The sequence below is a fragment of the Micromonospora sp. L32 genome, assembly GCF_052068055.1.
In the GTDB taxonomy this organism is placed as follows: domain Bacteria; phylum Actinomycetota; class Actinomycetes; order Mycobacteriales; family Micromonosporaceae; genus Micromonospora; species Micromonospora purpureochromogenes.
In genome coordinates, this window is record NZ_JBQHDD010000001.1 from 762827 (window position 1) to 783651 (window position 20825).

Consider the following 20825-nt stretch of genomic DNA (forward strand, 5'->3'; position numbering starts at 1 on the left):
CGGGACGTCGGCGGGTCCCCGCCCGGCGCCCGCAGAGCACACGGTGGAGGAGGTACGACATGCGACCACGGGTGGCGGCAGCCGCATCCGGCGCTATCGCACTGGTTGTGGCGTTGGGCGCGTGCACGAAGAACACGGACGACGGCCCGGTGGTGGACAACAACCGGAAGCAGACCGGGGTGATCGCGACCGACCCGAAGGACTCCCAGGGGCCGGCGGCCGAGGTCGAGGGGGCCCAGAAGGGCGGCACCTTCAGCATCATCCGGGAGACGCCGATCTCCCACCTGGACCCGCAGCGGACGTACTCGTTCGCCGGCCTGATGGCCAACCCGCTCTTCGCCCGCTACCTGACCACCTGGAAGGACGACGGCAAGGGCGGCCTGGTGCTGGTGGGTGACCTGGCCGAGACGCCCGGCACCAACGTCAACAACGACTGCAAGGTCTGGGAATTCAAGATCAAGGACGGGGTGAAGTTCGAGGACGGCAGCGCGATCACCGCCAAGGAGATCGCGTACGGCATCGCCCGCTCCTTCGACCCGGACCTGCCCGGCGGCCCGACCTACATCCAGGAGTGGCTGGCCGACAGCCCGCAGTTCGACACCAAGTGGGACTTCACGAAGAACAAGACCGGGCTGCCCCCGGGCCTGACCACGCCGGATGCGAAGACGCTGCGCTTCGAGTTCGCCAAGCCCCGCTGCGACCTGCCGTTCGCCGTCTCGCTGCCGACCACCGCGCCGCTCAAGCCGGAGATGGACACCGGCGTCAACCTCGACCAGAAGCCGTTCTCGTCGGGCCCGTACAAGGTCGCCAAGCACCAGGTCGGCGTGCAGCTGACCCTGGACCGCAACCCGAACTGGGACCCGAAGACCGACCCGGTGCGGCACCAGTACCCGGACCAGTTCGTCTGGACGTTCGGCCCGACCGCCGACGCCGCGAACAACCGGGTGATCGCCGACAACGGCGCCGACCAGAGCGCGCTCGCGTGGAACTTCGTGCCCGCCTCGCTGGTGGCCAAGGTCGCCGGTGACGCCAACCTGAAGTCGCGGACCATCCTCTCCCCGACGCCGAGCGCCAACCAGCTGGTCATCAACACCCAGCGGGTCACCGACCTCAAGGTCCGGCAGGCGCTCAACTACGCCATCGACCGGGACGGCCTGATCAAGACCATCGGTGGCTCCACCGTGGCGGCCCCGCTGACCACGCTGATGCCGCCGGCGACGATCGGCTACAAGGCGTACGACGCGTACCCGGCGGGCGCCAGCGGCGACATCGACAAGGCCAAGGAGCTGCTCGGCGGCCAGACCCCGCAGCTCGTCCTCGGCGCCTCCGACGACTCGGAGGAGCAGGAGATGGCCACCCAGATCAAGAGCAACCTGGAGAAGGCCGGCTTCAAGATCACGATCCGGAACATCCCGGACGACGCCAAGCTCGACGAGATCAAGAAGAAGAACAACCCCTGGGACCTGTACATCGGCAACTGGGCGGCGGACTGGCCGAGCGGCGCGTCCATCCTGCCGGTGCTCTACGACGGCCGGTCGATCAAGGCCGAGGGCAACAGCAACCAGTCCTACTTCAACGACCCGGCCATCAACGCCGAGTTCGACCGGATCCTGGCCATGGCCCCGGCCGACCAGGGCCCGGAGTGGGGCAAGCTCGATGAGCGGATCATGAAGGAGCACGCCCCGGTGGTGCCGCTCTACGTCGACGTGGCCTACGTCGTGCACGGCTCCAAGGCCGGCGGGGTCTTCATCTCCAGCGTCTTCGGCTACCCGTCCTTCGTCAACGCGCACGTCAAGCAGTAACTCGCGGTAGGGACGGGCCCCGGTCGACAACGGTGTCGGCCGGGGCCTTCCGCGTCTCAGAGGTGCGTACGCAGGAAGTCCAGCTCCAGCCGGAGCAGCCGCTCGGACAGCCCGTCGGCGGCCAGGTGGCTGGCCCCGGTCAGCGGCAGCACCGCGTGCGGGCGCCCGGTGGCCAGCAGCGCCGCCGACAGCCGCAGCGTGTGTGCGGCCACCACGTTGTCGTCGGCCAGGCCGTGCACCAGCAGCAGCGGCCGGGCCTGCTCCGACTCGAGCAGCGGCTCGGCGGCCAGCTCCACCAGCGAGTGGTGGCCGTACACGTCGATCCCGTCGTCCGGCAGGCCCAGGTAGCGCTCGGTGTAGGCGGTGTCGTACAGGTGCCAGTCGGTGACCGGGGCGCCGGCGATGCCGCAGCGGAACAGCTCCGGGTGCCGCAGCACGGCCAGCCCGGCCAGCCAGCCGCCGAACGACCAGCCCCGGATCGCCACCCGGCCCAGGTCCAGGTCCGGGTGCTTGCCGGCCAGCGCGGTCAGCGCGTCCACCTGGTCGGCCAGGATCACGTCGGCCAGCCGGCGGTGCACCGCCTTCTCGAACGAGGGCGCCACCCCCGGGGTGCCCCGGTTGTCGACGGTCACCACCGCGAAGCCGGAGTCGGCCCACCACTGCCGTTCCAGCCAGGCCGCCCGCGCGGCCACCACCTCCTGGTGCCCCGGACCGCCGTACACGTCCAGCAGCACCGGCAACCGGGTGCCCTTGACGTGGTCGCTCGGGTAGAGCACGCCGGACGGCAGCCGCCGGTCGGTCACCCGGACCAGCATCGGTCGCGGGGCGTACGGCGGGGTGGCGGCCAGCGAGCGCAACTGGGCCACCTCCCGGTCGCCGCGCCAGACCAACCAGCTCGTCCCCGCGTCGTCCAGCGAGGCGGTGCCCACCACCAGCACGTCCCCGCCCACCGCGGCGGTGTGCCAGCCGGGGGTGCCGCTCATCCGGCGGGCGTCCACGCCGCCGCCGATCACCGTGCGGACCCGGTACAGGTGGCGCTGGCTCGGCTCGCCCTCGCTCGCCTCGACCAGCAGGTCCGCCGGGCCGCCGCCGGTGGGCAGCCGCCCCACCACCCGGCGGACGTATAGCGAGGGCGGGGTGAGCAGGGTGCCGTCGGCGAAGAGGCAGCGGGCGTCGTACCCGTCGTGGGCCAGCTCCCCGCCCACCAGGACCCGGCCGTCCGGCAGGTGCGCCGGGGTGCCCGGGATCGGCTCCACCCAGCGCGGGTCGGCCAGCTCGGCGTGCACCTGGGTCTCCCCGGTGCGCGGGTCCACGGCCAGCACCAGGCCGTGCTGCTGCGAGCGGCGCAGCACCGTGATCAGCGGCCCGCCGTCGGCCCAGCCCACCGAGGCCAGGTACGGGTAGGTCTCGCGGTCCCAGTGCACGTCGACCCAGCCGCCGTCGAGGTCGAGCAGGTGCAGGCTGACCTCGGCGTTCGGCCCGCCCGCCCGGGGGTACGCGACCGTGGTCGGCGGGCTCGTCGGGTCGGCCGGGTCGTGCAGGTGCCAGCGCGGCAGCCGGGACTCGTCCACCCGGGCGGCCAGCACCGACCGGCCGTCGGGCGCCCACCAGTAGCCGCGGAACCGGTCGAACTCCTCGGCCGCGACGTGCTCGGCCAGCCCCCAGGTCACGCCGGAGTCCTCGCCGGCCAGCAGGGTGTCGGTGCCGTCGGACTCGACCACCCGCAGCTGGCCCCGGCGGACGCCCTCGGCGGCGTCGGTGACGTACGCCAGCCGCTCGCCGGTCGGGTCCGGCCGCGGGTCGATCACCGGCCCGACGGTCTCCACCTCGACCACGTCGCCGTGCACCAGGTCGGCCCGGAACAGCCGCCCGGCCAGCGCGAAGACCGCCACCCGGCCGGCGGCGTCCAGGGCGTACGAGCCGATGCCGGCGCTGCTGAGCCGCAGCCGTTCGCGCAGTGCCCGCTCGCCCGGGGCGAGCGCGCCCGGTTCGGTGTCGGCGCCGAGCAGCGCGGCCGGGTCGGCGATCAGCCGCTCCTCGCCGCTGGCGACCTCCAGCGACCAGAGTTGCTCGGCCGGGTCCTCGGGACCGCCCGAGCGGAGGAAGACCACCCGGGAGCCGTCGTCGGCCACGGAAACGGCGCGCGGCGCCCCGTGGCTGAACCGACGGGTGCGGGCGGCCAGCTCGGGAAAGTCCACAGCTCCAGATCGTAGGGCGGCTCGCGACGTGATGTGGCCGACCTGGGCGGACGCGTCAGGCTCGGCGGACGGAGACCGCCGGTTAGAGTGACGGACGTGACGACGCTGCCCAATCGACGCCTTCTGCTGGTTCACGCGCACCCCGACGACGAGTCCATCGGCACCGGGTCGACGATGGCCTGGTACGCCGCCAGCGGCGCTCACGTCACGCTGGTCACCTGCACTCTCGGCGAGGAGGGCGAGATCCACGTGCCGGAGCTGGCGCAGCTCGCCGCCGCCGAGGCCGACCAGCTCGGCGGCTACCGGATCGGCGAGCTGGCGGCCGCCTGTGCCGCGCTCGGCGTCACCGACCACCGCTTCCTCGGCGGCGCCGGCCGCTACCGCGACTCCGGCATGATGGGGCTCGCCACCAACGAGCACCCCCGGGCCTTCTGGCAGGCCGACCTCGACGAGGCCGCCGGGCACCTGGTGGAGATCATGCGCGAGGTCCGCCCGCAGGTCATGATCACGTACGACCCGAACGGCTTCTACGGCCACCCCGACCACATCCAGGCCCACCGGGTGGCGATGCGCGCGCACGAGCTGGCCGCCGCCGAGGGCTTCGCCCCGGCCAAGGTCTACTGGACGGCCATGCCGCGCAGCGTGCTGGAGGCCGGCCTGACCGCCTTCACCGAGGCGTCCGACAACCCCTTCGACGGCATCGACAGCGCAGACGAGCTGCCCTTCGGCACGCCCGATCCGCAGATCGCCGCGCGGATCGACGCCACCGACCAGCATGCCGCCAAGGAGGCGGCGATGCGCGCGCACGCCACCCAGATCCCGGCCACCTCGTGGCTGTACTCGATCGCCGGCAACTTCGGCGCCGAGTTCATGGGCGTGGAGTACTTCACCCTCGCGGTGGGCGAGAAGGGCCCCGGCAAGGGCCCGTACGGCTGGGAGGACGACCTCTTCGCCGGGCTGGCCGCGGACGGCACCGACCGCTCCCCGGTCGCGGTGGCCGGGCTCCGGTGACCCTGCCCGCCGCGCCGATGACGGTGGTCGAGGAGCAGGTCACACCGCCGCCCCCGGGCCGGTCCACGCGGCTGCTCGACGTCGCCCTGCGGATCGCCGGCGGGCTGGTCTCGGTGGTCGGCGGGGTGCTGGTGGCGCTGCTCGGGCTGCTGCTGTCCACCGTCCGGGTGGGCGGTCACCTGATCGGGGTGTCGGTGCTGGTCACCATCGGCGCGGCGGTCGCGGTGAGCTGGTTCGCGTACGCCACGGTCGGCCGAAAGTGGGCGGTGGCGCTGCCGGCGTTGCCGTGGTTCGTGCTGATGGCCGTGGCGGCGGTCCGCACCACCGAGGGCGACCTGCTCGTCGCCGGCGACAACTGGGTGGGGCTGGGCATGATCACCGCCGGGGCGATGACCTTCGCGGTGATGGCGTTCCGGCAGATCCTCGGCCCGCCGCAACGACGTCACGACGGGTGATGACGCCGCACAGCCTGTGGTGGTAGACATTCCTGCCAGAAGGCTCGCCAGTGGGGCGGGCGGTACGGCGGGAGGCGTGCGATGGGGAATCGGTGGCGCGCGGTCGGCGTGCTCGCGGGGGCGCTGTTCGCGGTCAACGTGGTGGCTCGGGTGATCATCAAGCTCGGCTTCGACGGGAACGACACCGCCGCCGACCGGGTCTCGCTGGGCATGTTCGTGGTGATCGGGCTGATCCTCGCAGGGGTGGTCTTCGTGCAGGGCCGTACCCGTCCGGCGGGCGCCTGGGGCACCGATGTCGGCGCGGCGGTGCTGGTGGCGCTGCTGCTGACCGTGCTGGTCGGGCCGCTGCTGGTCGGCAACAACCCGTTCGGCGGGGGCGCCGGGCTGTTCTTCGCCCAGATCTGGCTCTACCTGCTGGCCGCCGGGGCCGGCGTGGCGGTCGGCTACCTGCTGCTCACCGCGCTCGGCCTCGACCACCGCTCGCAGCAGCTCAAGCGGTACGCCGAGATCAAGTCTGCCAAGCCGCGCCGGGTCGTCCGCCGCTGAGGCGTCGAGTTCTCCGGTCCCGATCGGCGCGGCCCACTCGTCGGTCCGGCGTGTCGTGGCGTCGGTGGCAACGTCGGTGTGAGCGATATGCCTGAGCGGCATATTTATGACTCTCAGGCATATCGCTCGTACGGGTGTCGTCCTCCGGCCGGCCCCGGTGCGGGAGGTCGCGCTGTCGCGTCCGGAGCATCCGTGGTTCGGCGGACGGGGCGCGCCCCGAGCCGGGCAGGGCCGGGCCGGGTCGAGGGCCGGTGACGGCCCCCGACCCTGCTGCTCGCCTAGCTGGCGGGGGAGGAGGCCCGGTCCCTGGTGTCCGTTCCGGCCCGGGGCTGCGGGACGCGGGCATTCGGGCGCGCGGTCGTCGTCGACTCGGACACCGCTTCCTCCAGCTCCGCCGCCCGCCGCTCGACCTCCTCGACCTCGACGGCCAGCGGCGTCACGTCCGCCAGTTCCGCCGCCCGCCGCTCCACCTCCGCCAGCTCCACCTCCGGCGACTCGGGCCGAGGCCGACGCGGGTTGGAGCGGTCGGGGGTGGCCGACCTACCGCCGGTCGTCGAGCGTCCGGAGCCAGTGCGTCCGGAATCCGAGCCGGCCGAGCGCACGGAATCCGAGCGGCCGGAGCCCGAGCTGGCCGAGCGGGCGGAGCCCGAGCCGTTGGTCTTCCGGCCCTCGCGCAGCGCCGTGATCAGGGCGTCGACGAGTTCGTCCTTGCGCATGTCGGCGGTGCCGGTGATGCCGCGTCGGCGCAGTCGGTCGCGGAGCTGGTCGACCTTGAGGCGGGCGATCTCGCTCTCGTTGACGTCGGGGGTGTTCGGGGTCTGGTTGCCCGGCTGCTCGCCGGTCTGCGCCCCGCGCGAACCGCCGCCGCGCGACCCGCCCCGGCCGCGGGCGGTGCCGCCGTCGCGGGAGTTCCCCCGCGAGCCGCCGTCGGAGCGCGACGCCGGGCCGCTGCCGGAGGTGTTGCGGGAGCGGGTGGTCTTCCGGCCCTCGCGCAGCGCTGTGATCAGGGCGTCGACGAGTTCGTCCTTGCGCATGTCGGCGGTGCCGGTGATGCCGCGTCGGCGCAGTCGGTCGCGGAGCTGGTCGACCTTCAGGCGGGCGATCTCGCTCTCGTTGACGTCGGGGGTGTTCGGAGTCTGGTTGCCGGGGGCGTTCTTCGTCGCCGTCGAGGCGCTGGCGCGTCCCGATCCGCTGCGCGTGGCCATCGAGCAGGTCCTTCCTGGTCCGGGGTCGAAGGAGGCGTCACGACGTGCGTCGTGCCGCGTCCAGTTCTTCCGGTACCCCGAACGACCTGCGGGAATCGTCCCTGTGCTCAGTCCGGGGCGACCCGGGTCAGGTAGGTGTGGTGGGTGGTGAACCCCAGTCCCCGGTAGAGCGTCACCGCGGCGGTGTTGCGCTGCTCCACCTGGAGGAAGGCGTGCGTCGCTCCCTCCGCCACGCCCCAGTCGACCAGGGCCCGGACCACCCGGCCGGCCAGCCCGCGCCGCCGGGCCTCGGGCACCACCTCGATCAGGCTGAGCCCGAGCCAGCGTCCCCGCCCGGTGACGGTGCCCCGGCCGATCGCGACCAGCGTGCCGTCGGCGTACACGTGGGCGAAGCGGACCCGGGCCACGGCGGTGAGCACGTGCCGGGCGGCGTCCGGGAGGCCGCCCTTGCGGCCGGCGGCGATCGCGAGCCAGTCGTCCGACGGCGCGGCGGCCAGCTCGACCGGCGGTGAGCCGGCCGGGGCCGACGCGGCCGGCGGCAGCGCGGCGAGGGCGACGGTCTGCACCAGCACCGGTGGCCGGCTGCCCCAGCCCCGGGCGTCCAGCTCCGCGCCGACCGGCGCGGCCAGCGGGAGCGGGGTGTTCACCATGGCCGGTTGCCCCTGGTCGGCGTACCAGCGCTCCACCGCGTCCAGCGCGGCCGGCAGGGGCCGGTCCGGGTCGCCCACCGGCAGCGCGGAGTTGGCCCGGCCGGACCAGCCGGCGGCGGAGCGCAGCAGCCAGTCGCCCAGCCGGTCCCGGACGGCGGCGGGCCACGCCTCGTCGGAGGCCAGCTCCAGCTCGATCACGGCCGAGGCGGTCGGCCGGCGGGTCGGCGGCACGCGCTTGGCCCGGTGCACCTCGGTCACCGGTACCCGCAGCCGGCCCTGCCTGGTGGCGAGAGTGAGATGGGTCTCGGTCAGCTCGACCAGCTCGCCGAGAGCGTCCGAGAAGAGGGGGCGGCCCTCGCGAATCCCCACAATGCGGCGCACCACGATCCGGTGGCCCACGTCCTGCTGTCGGAGCACGATCGACCTCCTCCCCGGCGAGATACTAGGCTCTTAGCGTCGCGGGTGATCGCGGCGAGTCTTGCGGAGGAGAAGACCGGTGACCTACATCATCGCCGAGCCGTGCGTGGATGTGCTCGACAAGGCATGCATCGAGGAGTGCCCGGTCGACTGCATTTACGAGGGCAATCGGATGCTCTACATCCACCCCGACGAGTGCGTCGACTGTGGTGCCTGTGAGCCGGTCTGCCCGGTCGAAGCGATCTTCTACGAAGACGACGTCCCGGAGCAGTGGAAGGACTACACCGGGGCCAACTACGAGTTCTTCGAGGACCTCGGCTCGCCGGGTGGCGCGTCGAAGATCGGCAAGGTGGAGAAGGACGCGACGTTCGTCGCCGCCCAGCCGCCGCGCGGAGAGGGCCACTGAACCGGCCCGCGCCGGTCTCGTCGCGGCTGCCCGAGTTCACCTGGGACACCCTGGACGCCGCGGCCACCGTGGCCGCGGCGCACCCGGACGGTCTGATCAACCTCTCGATGGGCACGCCGGTCGACCCGGTGCCCCCGGTGATCCGGCAGGCGCTGGCGGACGCGTCCGATGCCCCGGGATACCCGCTGACCGCGGGCACCCCGGCGCTGCGCGACGCCATCGCCGGCTGGGTGGCCCGCACCTGCGGGGCCGGGGTCGACGGGCTCGGCGTCCTGCCCACGATCGGCTCCAAGGAACTGGTCGCCTGGCTGCCCACCCTGCTCGGGATCGGCCCCGGTGACGTGGTCGTGGTGCCGTCGATCGCCTACCCGACGTACGAGGACGGGGCCCGGCTCGCCGGCGCCACCACCGTCCGCGCCGACTCGCTGACCGCGGTCGGCCCGACCTCCCGGGTACGCCTGGTCTGGGTCAACTCGCCCGGCAACCCGACCGGTCGGGTGCTGCCCACCGCCCACCTGCGCAAGGTGGTCGACTGGGCCCGCGAGCGGGGCGCCGTGGTGGCCAGCGACGAGTGCTACCTGCCGCTGGGCTGGACGGCCGACGCCGAGCCGGTCTCGGTGCTCTCGCCCGAGGTCTGCGGCGGGTCGTACGACTCGGTGCTGGCGGTGCACTCGCTCTCCAAGCGCTCCAACCTGGCCGGCTACCGGGCCGGTTTCGTCGCCGGCGACCCGGCGCCGGTGGCCGAGCTGCTCAAGATCCGCAAGCACGCCGGCATGATCGTGCCCGCGCCGGTGCAGGCCGCCATGGTGGCCGCGCTCTCCGACCAGGCGCACGCCGACGAGCAGCGGGAACGCTACCGGGCCCGGCGGGAGACGCTGCTCGCCGCGTTCACCGGGGCGGGCTTCACCGTGGAGCACTCGGAGGCCGGGCTCTACCTGTGGATGACCCGGGGCGAGGACTGCTGGGCAACGGTGGACTGGCTGGCCCGCCGGGGCATCCTGGTCGCCGCCGGCGTCTTCTACGGCCCCGGCGGGGCGCAGCACGTCCGGGCCGCGCTGACCGAGTCCGACGCGCACGTCGCGGCGGTCGCCGCGCGGCTCGCACGGGCCTGACGCGCCGATGGGCGGGGCCGGCGGGGTGGTCCGGGCGGCGGTGGTCGGCACCGGGCTGATCGGCGGTTCGGTGCTGCTCCGGCTGCACGCGGCCGGGCTGGACGTGGCCGGCTGGGACCCGGACGAGGCGACCCGGCGGCAGGCCCGGCGGGCCGGCGTACCGGCACCGGAGCGTCTGGTCGACGCGGTGGCCGACCGGGACGTGGTCTTCCTCTGCGGGCCGCTGCCCACCCTGCCGCGGACCCTGGTCGAGGTGGCCGCGGTGACCGCCGAGGACTGCCTGCTCACCGACGTCGGGAGCACCAAGGCGGAGCTGGCCGCGTTCGCCGCCGCGCAGGGGCTGACCCACCGCTTCGTCCCCGGCCACCCGATGGCGGGCACCGACCGGGCCGGCCTGACCGCTGCGGTGCCGGGGCTCTTCGACGACGCGGCCTGGGTGCTCTGCCCCGCGCCCGGTCCCGGCCTGGCCGCCTTCCGCCGGCTCACCGTGCTGGTGATGGAGGTGTTCGCCGCCCGGGTGGTGCCGATGGCGGCCGATCGGCACGACTCGGTCGTCGCGCTCGCCTCGCACGTGCCGCACCTGCTCGCCGGCGCCCTCGCCGGCGCGGCCGAGCGCTCCCCGCTGCGCGACGCCGTCCTCGGCCTCGCCGCCGGCAGCTTCCGCGACGGCACCCGGGTCGCCGGCACGCCACCGGAGCGGACGGCGAACATGCTGCTCGCCAACCGGGCGGCGGTGCTGGCCGCGCTGACCTCGGTCACCTCCTTCCTGGACGAACTGGCGGCCGCGCTGCGTGACGACGACCGGGCCGCGCTCACCGCCCGACACGGCGAGGGCCGCGACGCCCGGGCCGCGCTGGCCGGCCGCGCGACGGTCGAGCTGCGTCGGGCCTTCCCGCTGGCCGGCAGCGGGGACGCGGAGCTGCGCTTCCTGCTCGAACTGGGCGCGGCCGGCGGGTACCTCGACGGGTGCCGGACGACCGGCGACCAGGTCGAGTACCTGGCCCGTCGGTTGGCCGTGGAACCGGACGGCGCACCGGGCCCGCCGCTAGGGTGAGGGCGTGACGGACGGACCGGTCGTGGCGGTACGCGGTGAGGCGTACCGGGAGGTCGCGCCCGAGCTGGCCCGCTTCCAGGTGACCGCGACGGCCCGCGAGCGGGACCGGGAGGTCACCCTGACCCGGCTCGCCGAGCGGGCCGCCGCGGTGCGGGTGCTGCTCGACGAGCACGCCGCCGCCCTCGACCGCCGGGAGGCCGGCGACCTGCGCGTACGCCCCGAGACCAACCGCTCCGGCGAGCGAGTGGTCGGCTACCACGGCAGTGTCACCACCAGCGTCACCGTCACCGACTTCGCCGTCCTCGCCGAACTGATGCTCCGCCTGGCCGACCAGGAGCAGGTCGAGGTGGCCGGCCCCTGGTGGTCGCTGCGGCCGGACAGCCCGGCCCACCGGGAGGCCCGGCACGCCGCCATCGCCGACGCGCTGCATCGGGCCCGGGAGTACGCCGAGGCGTTGGGCGCCCGGGTCACCGCCCTGCTGGAGCTGGCCGACGCGGAGGAGGGGTTCGCCCCGATGGCCGGCGCGGCGTTCTCCCACCGCATGGAGACGGGCGCGCCGCCGGAGCTGGAACTCGACCCGCAGCTGCAGACCGTGCACGCCGTGGTGCGGGCCCGGTTCACGGTCAGCGACCCGGTGCTGCCCTGATGCCCGAGGCCACCCCGCTCCCGCTCGACGACCTGGTGGCCCGGGCTCGTGCCCTGGCCGAGGCGGGGCCCCGGCAGTTGCTCGGCATCGCCGGGGCGCCCGGGGCGGGCAAGTCCACTCTCGCCGAGCGGATCGTCGCGGCGATCGGCCCGAGCGCCCGGCTGGTGCCGATGGACGGCTTCCACCTGGCCCAGGCCGAGTTGGAGCGGCTGGGCCGCGCCGCCCGCAAGGGCGCGGTGGACACCTTCGACGCCAACGGGTACGTCTCGCTGCTGCGCCGACTGCGACGGCTGGAGCCGACCGCGGTCTACGCGCCGCTGTTCCGGCGGGATCTGGAGGAGCCGGTGGCCGGGGCGATCGAGGTGCCGCCCTCGGTCCGGCTGGTGGTGACCGAGGGCAACTACCTGCTGCTCAGCGACCCGCCGTGGGACGACGTGCGGGCGCTGCTGCACGAGGCGTGGTTCGTCGACCTGGACGCGGAGTCGCGGCTGCGCCGGCTCGTCGCCCGGCACGAGGCGTACGGGCGGACGCCGGAGCAGGCGGCGGCCTGGGCGTACGGCAGCGACGAGACCAACGCCGCCCTGGTCCGCAACACCGCGAACTACGCCGACCTGGTGGTACGCCTAACCGACCCCCCGCCGGGGTGACGGGACACCGCGCCGCAGCAGCCGGGCGACCAGGGCTCGTTCCCGCTGGAACTCCACCGCCTCCGGGTATCCGCTGTGGTTGCGGATGGGCGGGTCGGCGACCTCGCCGCCGCTGGGGTGCAGCGCCTCCGGGTCGACGACCGGGCGGGTTGCGGGCCGGCCTCGGCGGGTTCGGGCCGCAGCCCGAGGAGCTGGTCGGGCGGAGTGTTGGACACCCCGTGCACCCGTAGTTCGAGCACCCGATCGCCCATCCGTGCCCCCTGGTGTCGCGCTCACTACCCAGAGTGCACCCTGGTGCCCGGTTCCGGCCACCCGCACGTCTGCTGTTTTAGCAGGTCAACCGGGTTATTCGAGGGTGCGCACCGGGCGGGCGGGATTGCCGACGGCGACCACGTTCGGTGGCAGATCCTTGGTCACGACGGCGCCGGCGCCGACCACGGTGTTCGCGCCGACGGTCACCCCGGCGAGCACGATGGCCCCGCCGCCGAGCCAGACGTTGTCGCCGATGGTGATCCGCTTCGCCGCCTCCCACTTCTCCCGGCGCGGACCCGGCTCGATCGGGTGGGTGGGGGTGAGCAGCTGCACGTTGGGTCCGATCTGGACGTCGGCGCCGATGGTGATCCGGGCGACGTCGAGGAAGACCGCGTTGAAGTTCACGAAGCAGCGCGGGCCGAGGTGGATCTGCCAGCCGTAGTCGCAGTAGAAGGGTGGACGGATCCAGGTGCCCTCGCCGAGCGAGCCGAGCAGCTCGCGCAGCGCGGCCAGGCGGCCCTGCGGGTCGGTGGCGGCGGTGGTGTTGACGCGCTCCATCAGCTGGGCGGCGCGGTCGAGGTCGGCGATGATCTCGGGCTCGTTGGCGATGTAGGGCTCGCCGGCCAGCATTCGTTCCCGCATGGACGTCACCGGGCGATCATCGCTGGCCGGGTCCCCGCCAGGGGCGGGGACCGTCATATTCCGGACTTTCCTTGTGCATACCCGGTATGTAATTCTGGTCCCCGTCAATGCGACTCCCGTCTATGAAGACGCTTCCCGAGGAGGATCCGTTGCACAGAACCAGAAGGAAGACCGTCGCGCTCGGGCTGGTGCTCGGCCTGGCGCTCGGCGCCCCGGCCACCGCATCGGCCGCCGCACCGACCGCACCGGCGGGCGCCGAGGCGTCCCGGCCGGCCGGGAAACCGTCCGCCCCGACCGGCGGGTCGACCACCGTCACCCTGGTCACCGGGGACCGGGTCACCGTCACCGGCTCCGGCGACGCCGCCGTCCGGCCCGCCGCCGGCCGGAGCGATGTGCGATTCGTGGTACGCCGGGAGCGCGGGCACCTCACCGTGGTGCCCCAGGATGCGCTGGCGCTGATCCGCGCCGGCCGGGTCGACCGCCGACTCTTCGACGTCACCGAGCTGATCTCCGCCGGCTACGACGACGCCCGCCGCGACGACCTGCCGCTGCTGGTGTCGTACGCCTCCGGGGAGGCCCGGCGCGGCGTGGCCGCGCTGCCCGGCGCCCGGGTGACCCGGGACCTGCCGGCGATCCGCGGCGCCGCCCTCACCACCGGCAAGTCCACCGCCGGTCAGGCGTGGGCGGCGGTCACCACCGGCTCCACCGGCACCCGGCTCGGCGCGGCGGGGGGCGTCGAGCGGATCTGGCTCGACGGCCGACGTCGGGTCACCCTGGACCACAGCGTGCCCCAGATCGGGGCGCCCACCGCCTGGTCGGCCGGCTTCACCGGCAAGGGCGTCAGCGTGGCGGTGCTGGACACCGGCGTCGACACGAGCCACCCCGACCTGGCCGGCAAGGTGGCCGAGTCGCGCAACTTCACCGAGGTCACCGACGACCGGGACACGGTCGGCCACGGCACCCACGTCGCCTCCACCATCGCGGGCAGCGGCGCCGCCTCCGGCGGCCGGTACAAGGGCGTCGCGCCGGACGCCACGCTGCTCAACGGCAAGGTCTGCGAGGACATCGGGTGCACCGACTCGGCCATCCTGGCCGGGATGCAGTGGGCCGCCGTCGACAAGCGGGCCGCCGTGGTCAACATGAGCCTCAGCGGCTGGGACTTCCCCGAGGTCGACCCGCTGGAGGAGGCGGTGCAGACGCTGACCGCGCAGACCGGCACCCTCTTCGTCACCGCCGCCGGCAACGCCGGGTCGGACGCCTCCGTCGGCTCCCCGGCCAGCGCCGACGCGGCGCTCGCCGTCGGCGCGGTGGACCGCGACGACCAGCTTGCCGAGTTCTCCAGCCGGGGCCCGCGGGTGGGCGACGACGCGGTGAAGCCCGACATCACCGCGCCCGGCGTCGACATCGTCGCCGCCCGGTCCGCCAGCGGCAGCATCGGCGACCCGGTGGGGGAGAAGTACGTCGCGCTCTCCGGCACCTCGATGGCCACCCCGCACGTGGCCGGCTCGGTGGCGCTGCTGGCCCAGCAGCACCCGGACTGGAAGGCCGGCCAGTTCAAGGCGACCCTGATGGCCGCCGCGAAGCCGCACCCGGCGCAGACCGCGTACGAGCAGGGGGCCGGCCGGGTCGACCTGACCCGCGCGATCGGCCAGCAGGTGACCAGTGACCCGGTGAGCGTCTCCTTCGGCCGTGCGCTCTGGCCGCACGGCGACGACGCGCCGATCACCCGCACGGTGGCCTGGCGCAACGCCGGCCCGACCGCCGTCACGCTCGACCTGAGCACCGAGATCACCGGTCCGGGCGGCCAGCCGGCGCCGGCCGGGATGTTCCGCCTCGGCGCGACCCGGGTGACCGTGCCCGCGGGCGGTCGGGCGGAGACCACCGTCACCGCCGACACCCGGCTCGGGGCCGCCGACGGCTACTGGACCGGCCGGGTCGTCGCCCGCTCCGGCGCCACCGTCGCGGTGACCCCGGTGGCGGTGAACCGGGAGGTGGAGAGCTACACCCTGACGCTGACCCACCTGGACCGGTCCGGCGCGACGACGGCGGACTACTACACCAGCCTGGCCAGCCTGGACCGCTTCGACGTCCGGGACGCCTACGACCCCGACGGAGTGGCCCAGGTCCGGCTGCCCAAGGGGCGCTACGGCCTGAGCACGCTCATCTTCGAGCCCGCCCCCGAGGGCGAAGCCGGCGGGCTCACCATGCTGGCCCAGCCCGAGCTGACCGTCGACCGGGACCTCTCGGTCACCGTGGACGCCCGGCGGGGCAAGCCGGTCCTGACCACGATCCCGAAGCGGGACGCGACGCCGCTGCTGATCGACGTCAGCGCGGTCTTTTTCGGCGACGATGGCAGCAGCTACGGCTTCGGGCTCTGGGCCGACAGCTTCGCCGGCCTGACCACCGCCCAGCTCGGCAGCCCGGTCTCCGCGGACCGGTTCGTCTCGACGGTCAGCAGCCAGTGGGCCGACCGGGAGGCCGCCAGCAGCCCCTACCTGTACGCGCTGAGCGAGGCGGTCCCCGGCCGGATGCCGACCGGTTTCGTCCGGCACTACCGGGCCGGTGACCTGGCCACCGTGGTGCACCGGTTCCGGGGCGGCTACCCGGGGATGGTCGCCGAGCGGTTCGTCGTGCCGGAGCTGGAGTACAACACCGGTGCCTCGGCGATCATCCTGCCGACCGAGGTGCCCGGTGAGCGGGTGGAGCACTACAACACCAGGGGCGTGCGCTGGGAGTCCGAGATCGACTTCGGGGTGGTCGACGAGGAGGGCTGGCTGGACCCGAAGGCGGCGCTGTTCTCTGTGCCGACCGCGTACAAGGCGGGGCGGACGGTCCACGAGACCTGGAACCAGGCTCCGTACGGGCCGTCGTTCCCGGCCCCGCGCTGGCCGGAGGAGAGCGTCAGCCGTACCGGTGACCTCATCTTCGTCGGCCTGCCGGTGCACAGCGACGCCGCCGGGCACCCCGGCGGGTCGGTCACCGACACCGCCCGGACCGCCCTGTGGCGCAACGGGAAGCTGGTCGGCGAGAGCGAGTACGCCGGCTACGGCGAGTTCACCGTGCCGCCCGCGGCGGCCGACTACAAGCTGACGGTGTCGGCCACCCGGAGCTTCACCGACCTGAGCACCGAGGTGGAGTCGACGTGGACCTTCCGGTCCGGTCACGTCGCCGGTGACACCCCGGCCCGGCTGCCGCTGATGGCGGTGCGCTTCGCCCCGCCGCTGCGGGTCGACAACAGCGCGCCGGCCGGCCGCCTCTTCGCCGTGCCGGTGCAGGTGCAGCGGCAGCCCGGGGCGCCGGCCGCCGGGGTGGAGAAGCTGACCGTCGACGCCTCGTACGACGGCGGGAAGACCTGGCGCAAGGCCGCCGTACTGCGGGTGCCCGGGAAGGGCTGGGTCGCGCTGCTGCGGCACCCGGCCGGCCCCGGTCACGTGTCCCTGCGGGCCACCGCCCGGGACACCGCCGGCAACACGGTGACCGAGCGGATCGTCCAGGCGTACCGCCTGCGGTGAGCGACGCCGGGCCCGCGGTCTCACCGCCGTGGGCCGGGACGCCGGTCGGGGTCGGGGCGGTTCGCCCCGGCCCCGACCGGTCCGTCAGTCGTTGGCGTGCAGGGCGGCGTTCAGCTCGATGCCCTTGCCGGTGCGCTGCTTCGCCTCCAGCGCGCCGGTGACGGAGTTGCGCCAGAAGAGGAGGCCGTCCACGCCGGAGAGCTCGCGGGCCTTGACCACCCGCCCGTCCGGCAGGGTGATCTTCGACGCGGCGGTGATGTAGCAGCCCGCCTCGACCACGCAGTCGTCGCCGAGCGAGATGCCGACGCCGGCGTTCGCGCCGATCAGGCTCCGCTCGCCGATGCTGACCTTCTCTTTGCCGCCGCCGGAGAGGGTGCCCATGATCGACGCCCCGCCGCCGATGTCGGAGCCGTCACCGACCAGCACGCCCTGCACGATCCGCCCCTCGACCATCGAGGTGCCCAGCGTGCCGGCGTTGAAGTTGACGAAGCCCTCGTGCATCACGGTGGTGCCGGCGGCCAGGTGCGCGCCGAGCCGGACCCGGTCCGCGTCGGCGATCCGGACCCCGGAGGGGACCACGTAGTCGGTCATCCGGGGGAACTTGTCCACTCCGTACACCGCCAGGTACCGGCCGGCAGCCCGCTCGATCACCCGCAGCTCGTCGACCCGCTCCGGCGGGCACGGCCCGGCGGACGTCCAGGCCACGTTCGCCAGCTTGCCGAAGATGCCGTCCAGGTTGACCTCGTTGGGCCGCACCAGGCGGTGGGAGAGCAGGTGCAACCGGAGGTACGCGTCGGCGGCGTCCTTGATCGGGTCGTCCAGCGAGCCGAGCACGGTGGTGACCTCGACGGTACGCAGACCCGGCAGCGCCCGCTCCCCGATCGCGCCCGGCGGCAGGTCGAGCACGTCGCCCTGGTCCTCGCCGGGGACCAGCGGCAGCTCGCCGAGTCCGAGCTTGCCGGTCGGGTACCAGGTGTCGAGCACCTGGTCGTCAGCGGTGACGGTGGCCAGGCCGATGCCCCAGGCGGGTACTGCGGACGTCACTGTTACACCTCTCGTTCGCGGCTGCGGGGCAGGCGGGCTCACTGCCCGCGTGCACCGAATTTGACGGTACCGTGCCCAGCATGGAGAACCCGCTGACCCCCGAGGTCTTGGCTGATCCGGTGGCCCTGACCCGTGCCCTGGTCGACATAGAGTCCGTCTCCCTCAACGAGAAGGCGATCGCCGACTGCGTCGAGGAGGTGCTGCGGGGCGTGCCGCACCTGGCCACGTTCCGACACAACAACACGGTGATGGCCCGTACCGACCTGGGCCGGGCGTCCCGGGTGGTGCTCGCCGGCCACCTGGACACGGTGCCGCTGAACGACAACTTCCCGTCGACGATGCGCGGCGACCTGATGTACGGCTGCGGCACCTCGGACATGAAGTCCGGGGTGGCGTTCGCGCTGCACCTGGCGGTGACCCTGCCCGACCCGCGCTACGACGTCACGTACTTCTTCTACGAGGCCGAGGAGATCGAGTCGAGGTACAACGGGCTCACCCTGGTCGGGCAGGCGCACCCGGAGTGGCTGGAGGCCGACTTCGCGGTGCTGCTGGAGCCGACGTACGGGATCGTCGAGGCCGGCTGCCAGGGCACCATGCGGGCGGTCGTCACCACGTACGGCGAGCGCGCCCACGCCGCCCGGTCCTGGCACGGGGTGAACGCCATCCACGGCGCGGGCGAGGTGCTGCGCCGGCTGGGCGGCTACGAGGCCCGACGGGTCACCATCGACGGCTGCGACTACCGCGAGGGACTGAACGCGGTGCGGATCGCCGGCGGGGTGGCCGGCAACGTCGTCCCGGACCGCTGCGAGATCGAGATCAACTACCGGTACGCCCCGGACCGTGACCCGGCCGCCGCCGAGGCGCACCTGCGGGAGGTCTTCGCTGGCTTCGACCTGACGGTGACCGACGCGGCGGCGGGCGCGGCCCCCGGCCTGGAGTCGCCCGCGGCGCAGGAGTTCCTCGCCGCCGTCGGCGCCGCGCCGATCGGCAAGCTGGGCTGGACGGACGTGGCGCGGTTCGCGGCGATGGGCATCCCGGCGCTGAACTTCGGCCCCGGCGACCCCAACCTGGCCCACCACAAGGACGAGCACGTCGAGATCACCAAGATCCGCGACGGTGCCGCCACCCTGCACCGCTGGCTCGCCTCCGCCTGACCCCGCGCTTCTCGTCCGGCTCGGCCCGCGCTCCCGGTCCGCTCGCCTCGGTGATCAAGAGGTTTGCGTCTAAAGAGGCCCTTCAGGTGACGCAAACCTCTTGATCGCCACCAAGCACCGGGCGGCCCGGGCCGGCGAGGCGCGCCCGGGCCTCGGCAGTGGGTGCGGAGTGCGGTGGGTGGTCAGGCGGTGGTGAGGGCAGGGGAGTCGGTGGTCTCGGGGTCGGCGGTCGGTGCCGCCGGGGACTCCAACTGTCGGGCACGGCGGCGCTCGGCCACCACGTCCCGGATGCGCCGCTGCATCTGCCGGCGGATCCGCATCCGCTCGTTGTTGTTGATCACGCTTGCTCCTCCCCCGAAGGCGCGCGCCGGGGCATACCCGGTATGTGAATAGTAAGACGTACGGGCGACAGAATTAGTTGCCCAAGATCGCGAACTTTTTCTCCGGCTCGCCTGGCACCGCACCCGGCCGGTGCCGCTCCATTACGGTTGCTCCCATGAGCCAGAGCAACGGGCGGCAGCCGGGCCGCGATCCGGAGCGGCACCGGGGCGCGGTCACGCTGCGCCGCGGCGCGATCCCGACCAGCACCGCCGACCAGCGGCTGCTCGACTCCCGGGGCCGGGGCGACTGGAAGACCAAGGACGCCTGGCGCGCGCTGCGGATCCTCTCCGAGTTCGTGGAGGGCTTCGACACCCTGGCCGACCTGCCGCCCGCCGTCAGCGTCTTCGGCTCCGCCCGCAGCACCCTGGACAGCCCCGAGTACGGGCTGGCCCGGGAGCTCGGGGCCGCCCTGGCCCGCGCCGGCTACGCCGTGATCACCGGTGGCGGGCCGGGCGTGATGGAGGCGGCGAACCGGGGGGCCAGCGACGCCGGTGGACTCTCCGTCGGACTCGGCATCGAACTCCCCTTCGAGCAGGGGCTCAACGACTGGGTCGACCTGGCCATCGACTTCCGGTACTTCTTCGCCCGCAAGACCATGTTCGTCAAGTACGCCCAGGCGTTCGTGGTGCTGCCCGGCGGCTTCGGCACCATGGACGAGCTCTTCGAGGCGCTCACCCTGGTGCAGACCGGCAAGGTCACCCGGTTCCCGGTGGTGCTGATGGGCACCGCGTACTGGCGGGGGCTGCTGGACTGGCTGCGGGACAGCATGGCCGCCGAGGGCAAGATCGGGCCGGTCGACCTGGACCTGATCTGCCTCACCGACGACGTGGACGCCGCGGTCCGGCACATCGTCGAGGCGGAGGCCGCCCTCTCCGTCGAGCAGGAGGCCGTACGCGAGGAGGCCGTCGCGCGGACCGCCGCCGACCAGCAGGCCGCCGCGGACAGCGCGGGCAGCCGCGAACAGGGCGGCGGGCCGGCCGGCCCGACCGGGTCGGGCGCGGGCCGGAAGGGCTGAGCCGTGGCGGCGATCTGCGTCTTCTGCGCCTCCTCCCGTACCCTCGACCGGCGCTGGCTGGAGTTGGCGGCCGAGACGGGCGCGGAGCTCGCCCGGCGCGGACACACCCTGGTCAGCGGCGGTGGCTGCGTCGGGATGATGGGTGCCCTGGCCGACGGCGCGCGGGCGGCCGGCGGGCGCACCGTCGGGGTGATCCCGCAGGCGCTGGTCGACCTGGAGGTCGCCGACCTGGCCTCCGACGAGCTGCTGGTCACCGATGGCATGGCCAGCCGCAAGACGCTGATGGTCGACAAGTCGGACGCCTTCCTCACCCTGCCGGGCGGGTTGGGCACCCTGGACGAGCTCTTCGAGGTCTGGACCACCGCCACGCTGGCCCTGCACGCCAAGCCGATGGTGCTGGTCGACATCGACGGCTTCTACCGTCCGCTGCTGGACTGGCTCGCCACCCTCGCCGACCAGACCTTCCTCAAGCCCGCCGGCCTGGGCCTCCTCCTGGTCGCCGACACCGTCCCCGCCGCCCTCGACCTCCTCGAATCCCACCTCACCTGATCCCGGGTCCGCCCGTTGATCATGAAGTTGTTGCCCTCGATGCCGGCGTGTCGTGGCGACAACTTCATGATCGACAAATGTCCGGCGGGGTGGGGGCGGGGTGGGTGTCGTAGGGGCGTGGTGGGAT

The 20825-nt window shown here is 73.7% G+C and carries 19 protein-coding genes; 13 read left to right on the forward strand and 6 right to left on the reverse strand.

Annotated elements, in window-relative coordinates:
• The first annotated feature begins 107 nt into the window (after positions 1-107).
• On the forward strand, positions 108-1802 hold the full coding sequence (locus tag ACTMTB_RS03770; protein WP_441142443.1) for an ABC transporter substrate-binding protein: 1695 nt from the start codon (positions 108-110) through the stop codon (positions 1800-1802).
• Positions 1803-1858: 56 nt separating this feature from the next.
• Here the strand turns inward: ACTMTB_RS03770 and ACTMTB_RS03775 are convergent, their stop codons facing one another.
• Complete coding sequence (locus ACTMTB_RS03775; RefSeq protein ID WP_441142444.1) at positions 1859-4000, reverse strand: prolyl oligopeptidase family serine peptidase; 2142 nt, start codon at positions 3998-4000, stop codon at positions 1859-1861.
• Between the two features lie 87 nt (positions 4001-4087).
• On the opposite strand from ACTMTB_RS03775, the gene mshB reads away from it, so the two are divergent.
• From mshB to ACTMTB_RS03790, 3 genes are all read left to right on the forward strand, one after another.
• Entirely contained in the window at positions 4088-5011 is a 924-nt protein-coding gene (gene mshB / locus ACTMTB_RS03780; RefSeq protein WP_441142445.1) for an N-acetyl-1-D-myo-inositol-2-amino-2-deoxy-alpha-D-glucopyranoside deacetylase, read from the forward strand.
• Between the two features lie 17 nt (positions 5012-5028).
• The gene (locus ACTMTB_RS03785; protein ID WP_441142637.1) at positions 5029-5466 is read left to right on the forward strand and encodes a hypothetical protein; all 438 of its coding nucleotides are present in this window, start codon (positions 5029-5031) and stop codon (positions 5464-5466) included.
• 81 nt (positions 5467-5547) lie between these two features.
• Positions 5548-6012 (forward strand): hypothetical protein, encoded by a 465-nt coding sequence (locus tag ACTMTB_RS03790; RefSeq protein ID WP_441142446.1) that lies wholly within the window; start codon positions 5548-5550, stop codon positions 6010-6012.
• Positions 6013-6290: 278 nt separating this feature from the next.
• On the opposite strand, the gene ACTMTB_RS03795 is transcribed toward ACTMTB_RS03790, so the two are convergent.
• Both ACTMTB_RS03795 and ACTMTB_RS03800 read right to left on the reverse strand, forming a co-directional pair.
• Positions 6291-7217 carry a hypothetical protein gene (locus ACTMTB_RS03795; RefSeq protein ID WP_441142447.1) on the reverse strand — a complete coding sequence of 309 codons (927 nt, stop codon included), beginning with the start codon at positions 7215-7217 and terminating at the stop codon, positions 6291-6293.
• A gap of 107 nt (positions 7218-7324) precedes the next feature.
• The gene (locus ACTMTB_RS03800) at positions 7325-8284 is read right to left on the reverse strand and encodes a GNAT family N-acetyltransferase (RefSeq protein WP_441142448.1); all 960 of its coding nucleotides are present in this window, start codon (positions 8282-8284) and stop codon (positions 7325-7327) included.
• Positions 8285-8363: 79 nt separating this feature from the next.
• Here ACTMTB_RS03800 and fdxA point away from each other — a divergent pair, with 79 nt between their 5' ends.
• The 5 genes from fdxA to ACTMTB_RS03825 are packed head-to-tail and all read left to right on the forward strand — an operon-like array spanning position 8364 to position 12149.
• Positions 8364-8690 carry a ferredoxin gene (fdxA, locus tag ACTMTB_RS03805; protein ID WP_007464872.1) on the forward strand — a complete coding sequence of 109 codons (327 nt, stop codon included), beginning with the start codon at positions 8364-8366 and terminating at the stop codon, positions 8688-8690.
• Positions 8687-9802: a succinyldiaminopimelate transaminase gene (gene dapC, locus ACTMTB_RS03810; RefSeq protein ID WP_441142639.1), complete on the forward strand. Its 1116-nt coding sequence runs from the start codon at positions 8687-8689 to the stop codon at positions 9800-9802. The genes fdxA and dapC overlap by 4 nt, the downstream gene beginning before the upstream one ends.
• Before the next feature lie 7 nt (positions 9803-9809).
• On the forward strand, positions 9810-10856 hold the full coding sequence (locus ACTMTB_RS03815) for a prephenate dehydrogenase (protein ID WP_441142449.1): 1047 nt from the start codon (positions 9810-9812) through the stop codon (positions 10854-10856).
• Positions 10857-10860: 4 nt separating this feature from the next.
• The gene (locus ACTMTB_RS03820) at positions 10861-11502 is read left to right on the forward strand and encodes an SIMPL domain-containing protein (protein WP_441142450.1); all 642 of its coding nucleotides are present in this window, start codon (positions 10861-10863) and stop codon (positions 11500-11502) included.
• Positions 11502-12149 carry a nucleoside/nucleotide kinase family protein gene (locus ACTMTB_RS03825; RefSeq protein ID WP_441142451.1) on the forward strand — a complete coding sequence of 216 codons (648 nt, stop codon included), beginning with the start codon at positions 11502-11504 and terminating at the stop codon, positions 12147-12149. Before ACTMTB_RS03820 ends, ACTMTB_RS03825 begins: the two co-directional genes overlap by 1 nt.
• Before the next feature lie 345 nt (positions 12150-12494).
• Here ACTMTB_RS03825 and ACTMTB_RS03830 read toward each other — a convergent pair whose 3' ends face one another.
• Entirely contained in the window at positions 12495-13052 is a 558-nt protein-coding gene (locus ACTMTB_RS03830) for a sugar O-acetyltransferase (protein ID WP_441142452.1), read from the reverse strand.
• A 113-nt stretch (positions 13053-13165) separates the two neighbouring features.
• Here ACTMTB_RS03830 and ACTMTB_RS03835 point away from each other — a divergent pair, with 113 nt between their 5' ends.
• Complete coding sequence (locus ACTMTB_RS03835; RefSeq protein ID WP_441142453.1) at positions 13166-16555, forward strand: S8 family serine peptidase; 3390 nt, start codon at positions 13166-13168, stop codon at positions 16553-16555.
• 84 nt (positions 16556-16639) lie between these two features.
• On the opposite strand, the gene dapD is transcribed toward ACTMTB_RS03835, so the two are convergent.
• Positions 16640-17599, reverse strand: a complete 960-nt coding sequence (gene dapD, locus ACTMTB_RS03840; RefSeq protein ID WP_441142454.1) for a 2,3,4,5-tetrahydropyridine-2,6-dicarboxylate N-succinyltransferase — start codon at positions 17597-17599, stop codon at positions 16640-16642.
• Positions 17600-17679: 80 nt separating this feature from the next.
• On the opposite strand from dapD, the gene dapE reads away from it, so the two are divergent.
• Positions 17680-18753 (forward strand): succinyl-diaminopimelate desuccinylase, encoded by a 1074-nt coding sequence (gene dapE / locus ACTMTB_RS03845; protein WP_441142455.1) that lies wholly within the window; start codon positions 17680-17682, stop codon positions 18751-18753.
• A gap of 182 nt (positions 18754-18935) precedes the next feature.
• On the opposite strand, the gene ACTMTB_RS03850 is transcribed toward dapE, so the two are convergent.
• A complete protein-coding gene (locus tag ACTMTB_RS03850) occupies positions 18936-19094 on the reverse strand; it encodes a hypothetical protein (RefSeq protein ID WP_441142456.1) in 159 nt (52 codons plus the stop codon).
• A gap of 155 nt (positions 19095-19249) precedes the next feature.
• Here ACTMTB_RS03850 and ACTMTB_RS03855 point away from each other — a divergent pair, with 155 nt between their 5' ends.
• Complete coding sequence (locus tag ACTMTB_RS03855; protein ID WP_441142457.1) at positions 19250-20149, forward strand: TIGR00730 family Rossman fold protein; 900 nt, start codon at positions 19250-19252, stop codon at positions 20147-20149.
• Between the two features lie 3 nt (positions 20150-20152).
• A complete protein-coding gene (locus ACTMTB_RS03860; protein ID WP_441142458.1) occupies positions 20153-20698 on the forward strand; it encodes a TIGR00730 family Rossman fold protein in 546 nt (181 codons plus the stop codon).
• Positions 20699-20825 lie beyond the last annotated feature (127 nt).

What these genes read in the sequence shown, in the direction of transcription:
- ACTMTB_RS03785 (WP_441142637.1), top strand. Translation starts at nt 5,029, where the DNA reads ATGACGGTGGTCGAGGAGCAGGTCACACCGCCGCCCCCGGGCCGGTCC.
- ACTMTB_RS03855 (WP_441142457.1), top strand. Translation starts at nt 19,250, where the DNA reads ATGAGCCAGAGCAACGGGCGGCAGCCGGGCCGCGATCCGGAGCGGCAC.
- ACTMTB_RS03835 (WP_441142453.1), top strand. Translation starts at nt 13,166, where the DNA reads ATGAAGACGCTTCCCGAGGAGGATCCGTTGCACAGAACCAGAAGGAAG.
- ACTMTB_RS03815 (WP_441142449.1), top strand. Translation starts at nt 9,810, where the DNA reads ATGGGCGGGGCCGGCGGGGTGGTCCGGGCGGCGGTGGTCGGCACCGGG.
- dapE (WP_441142455.1), top strand. Translation starts at nt 17,680, where the DNA reads ATGGAGAACCCGCTGACCCCCGAGGTCTTGGCTGATCCGGTGGCCCTG.
- ACTMTB_RS03790 (WP_441142446.1), top strand. Translation starts at nt 5,548, where the DNA reads ATGGGGAATCGGTGGCGCGCGGTCGGCGTGCTCGCGGGGGCGCTGTTC.
- ACTMTB_RS03825 (WP_441142451.1), top strand. Translation starts at nt 11,502, where the DNA reads ATGCCCGAGGCCACCCCGCTCCCGCTCGACGACCTGGTGGCCCGGGCT.
- ACTMTB_RS03795 (WP_441142447.1), bottom strand. Translation starts at nt 7,217, where the DNA reads ATGGCCACGCGCAGCGGATCGGGACGCGCCAGCGCCTCGACGGCGACG.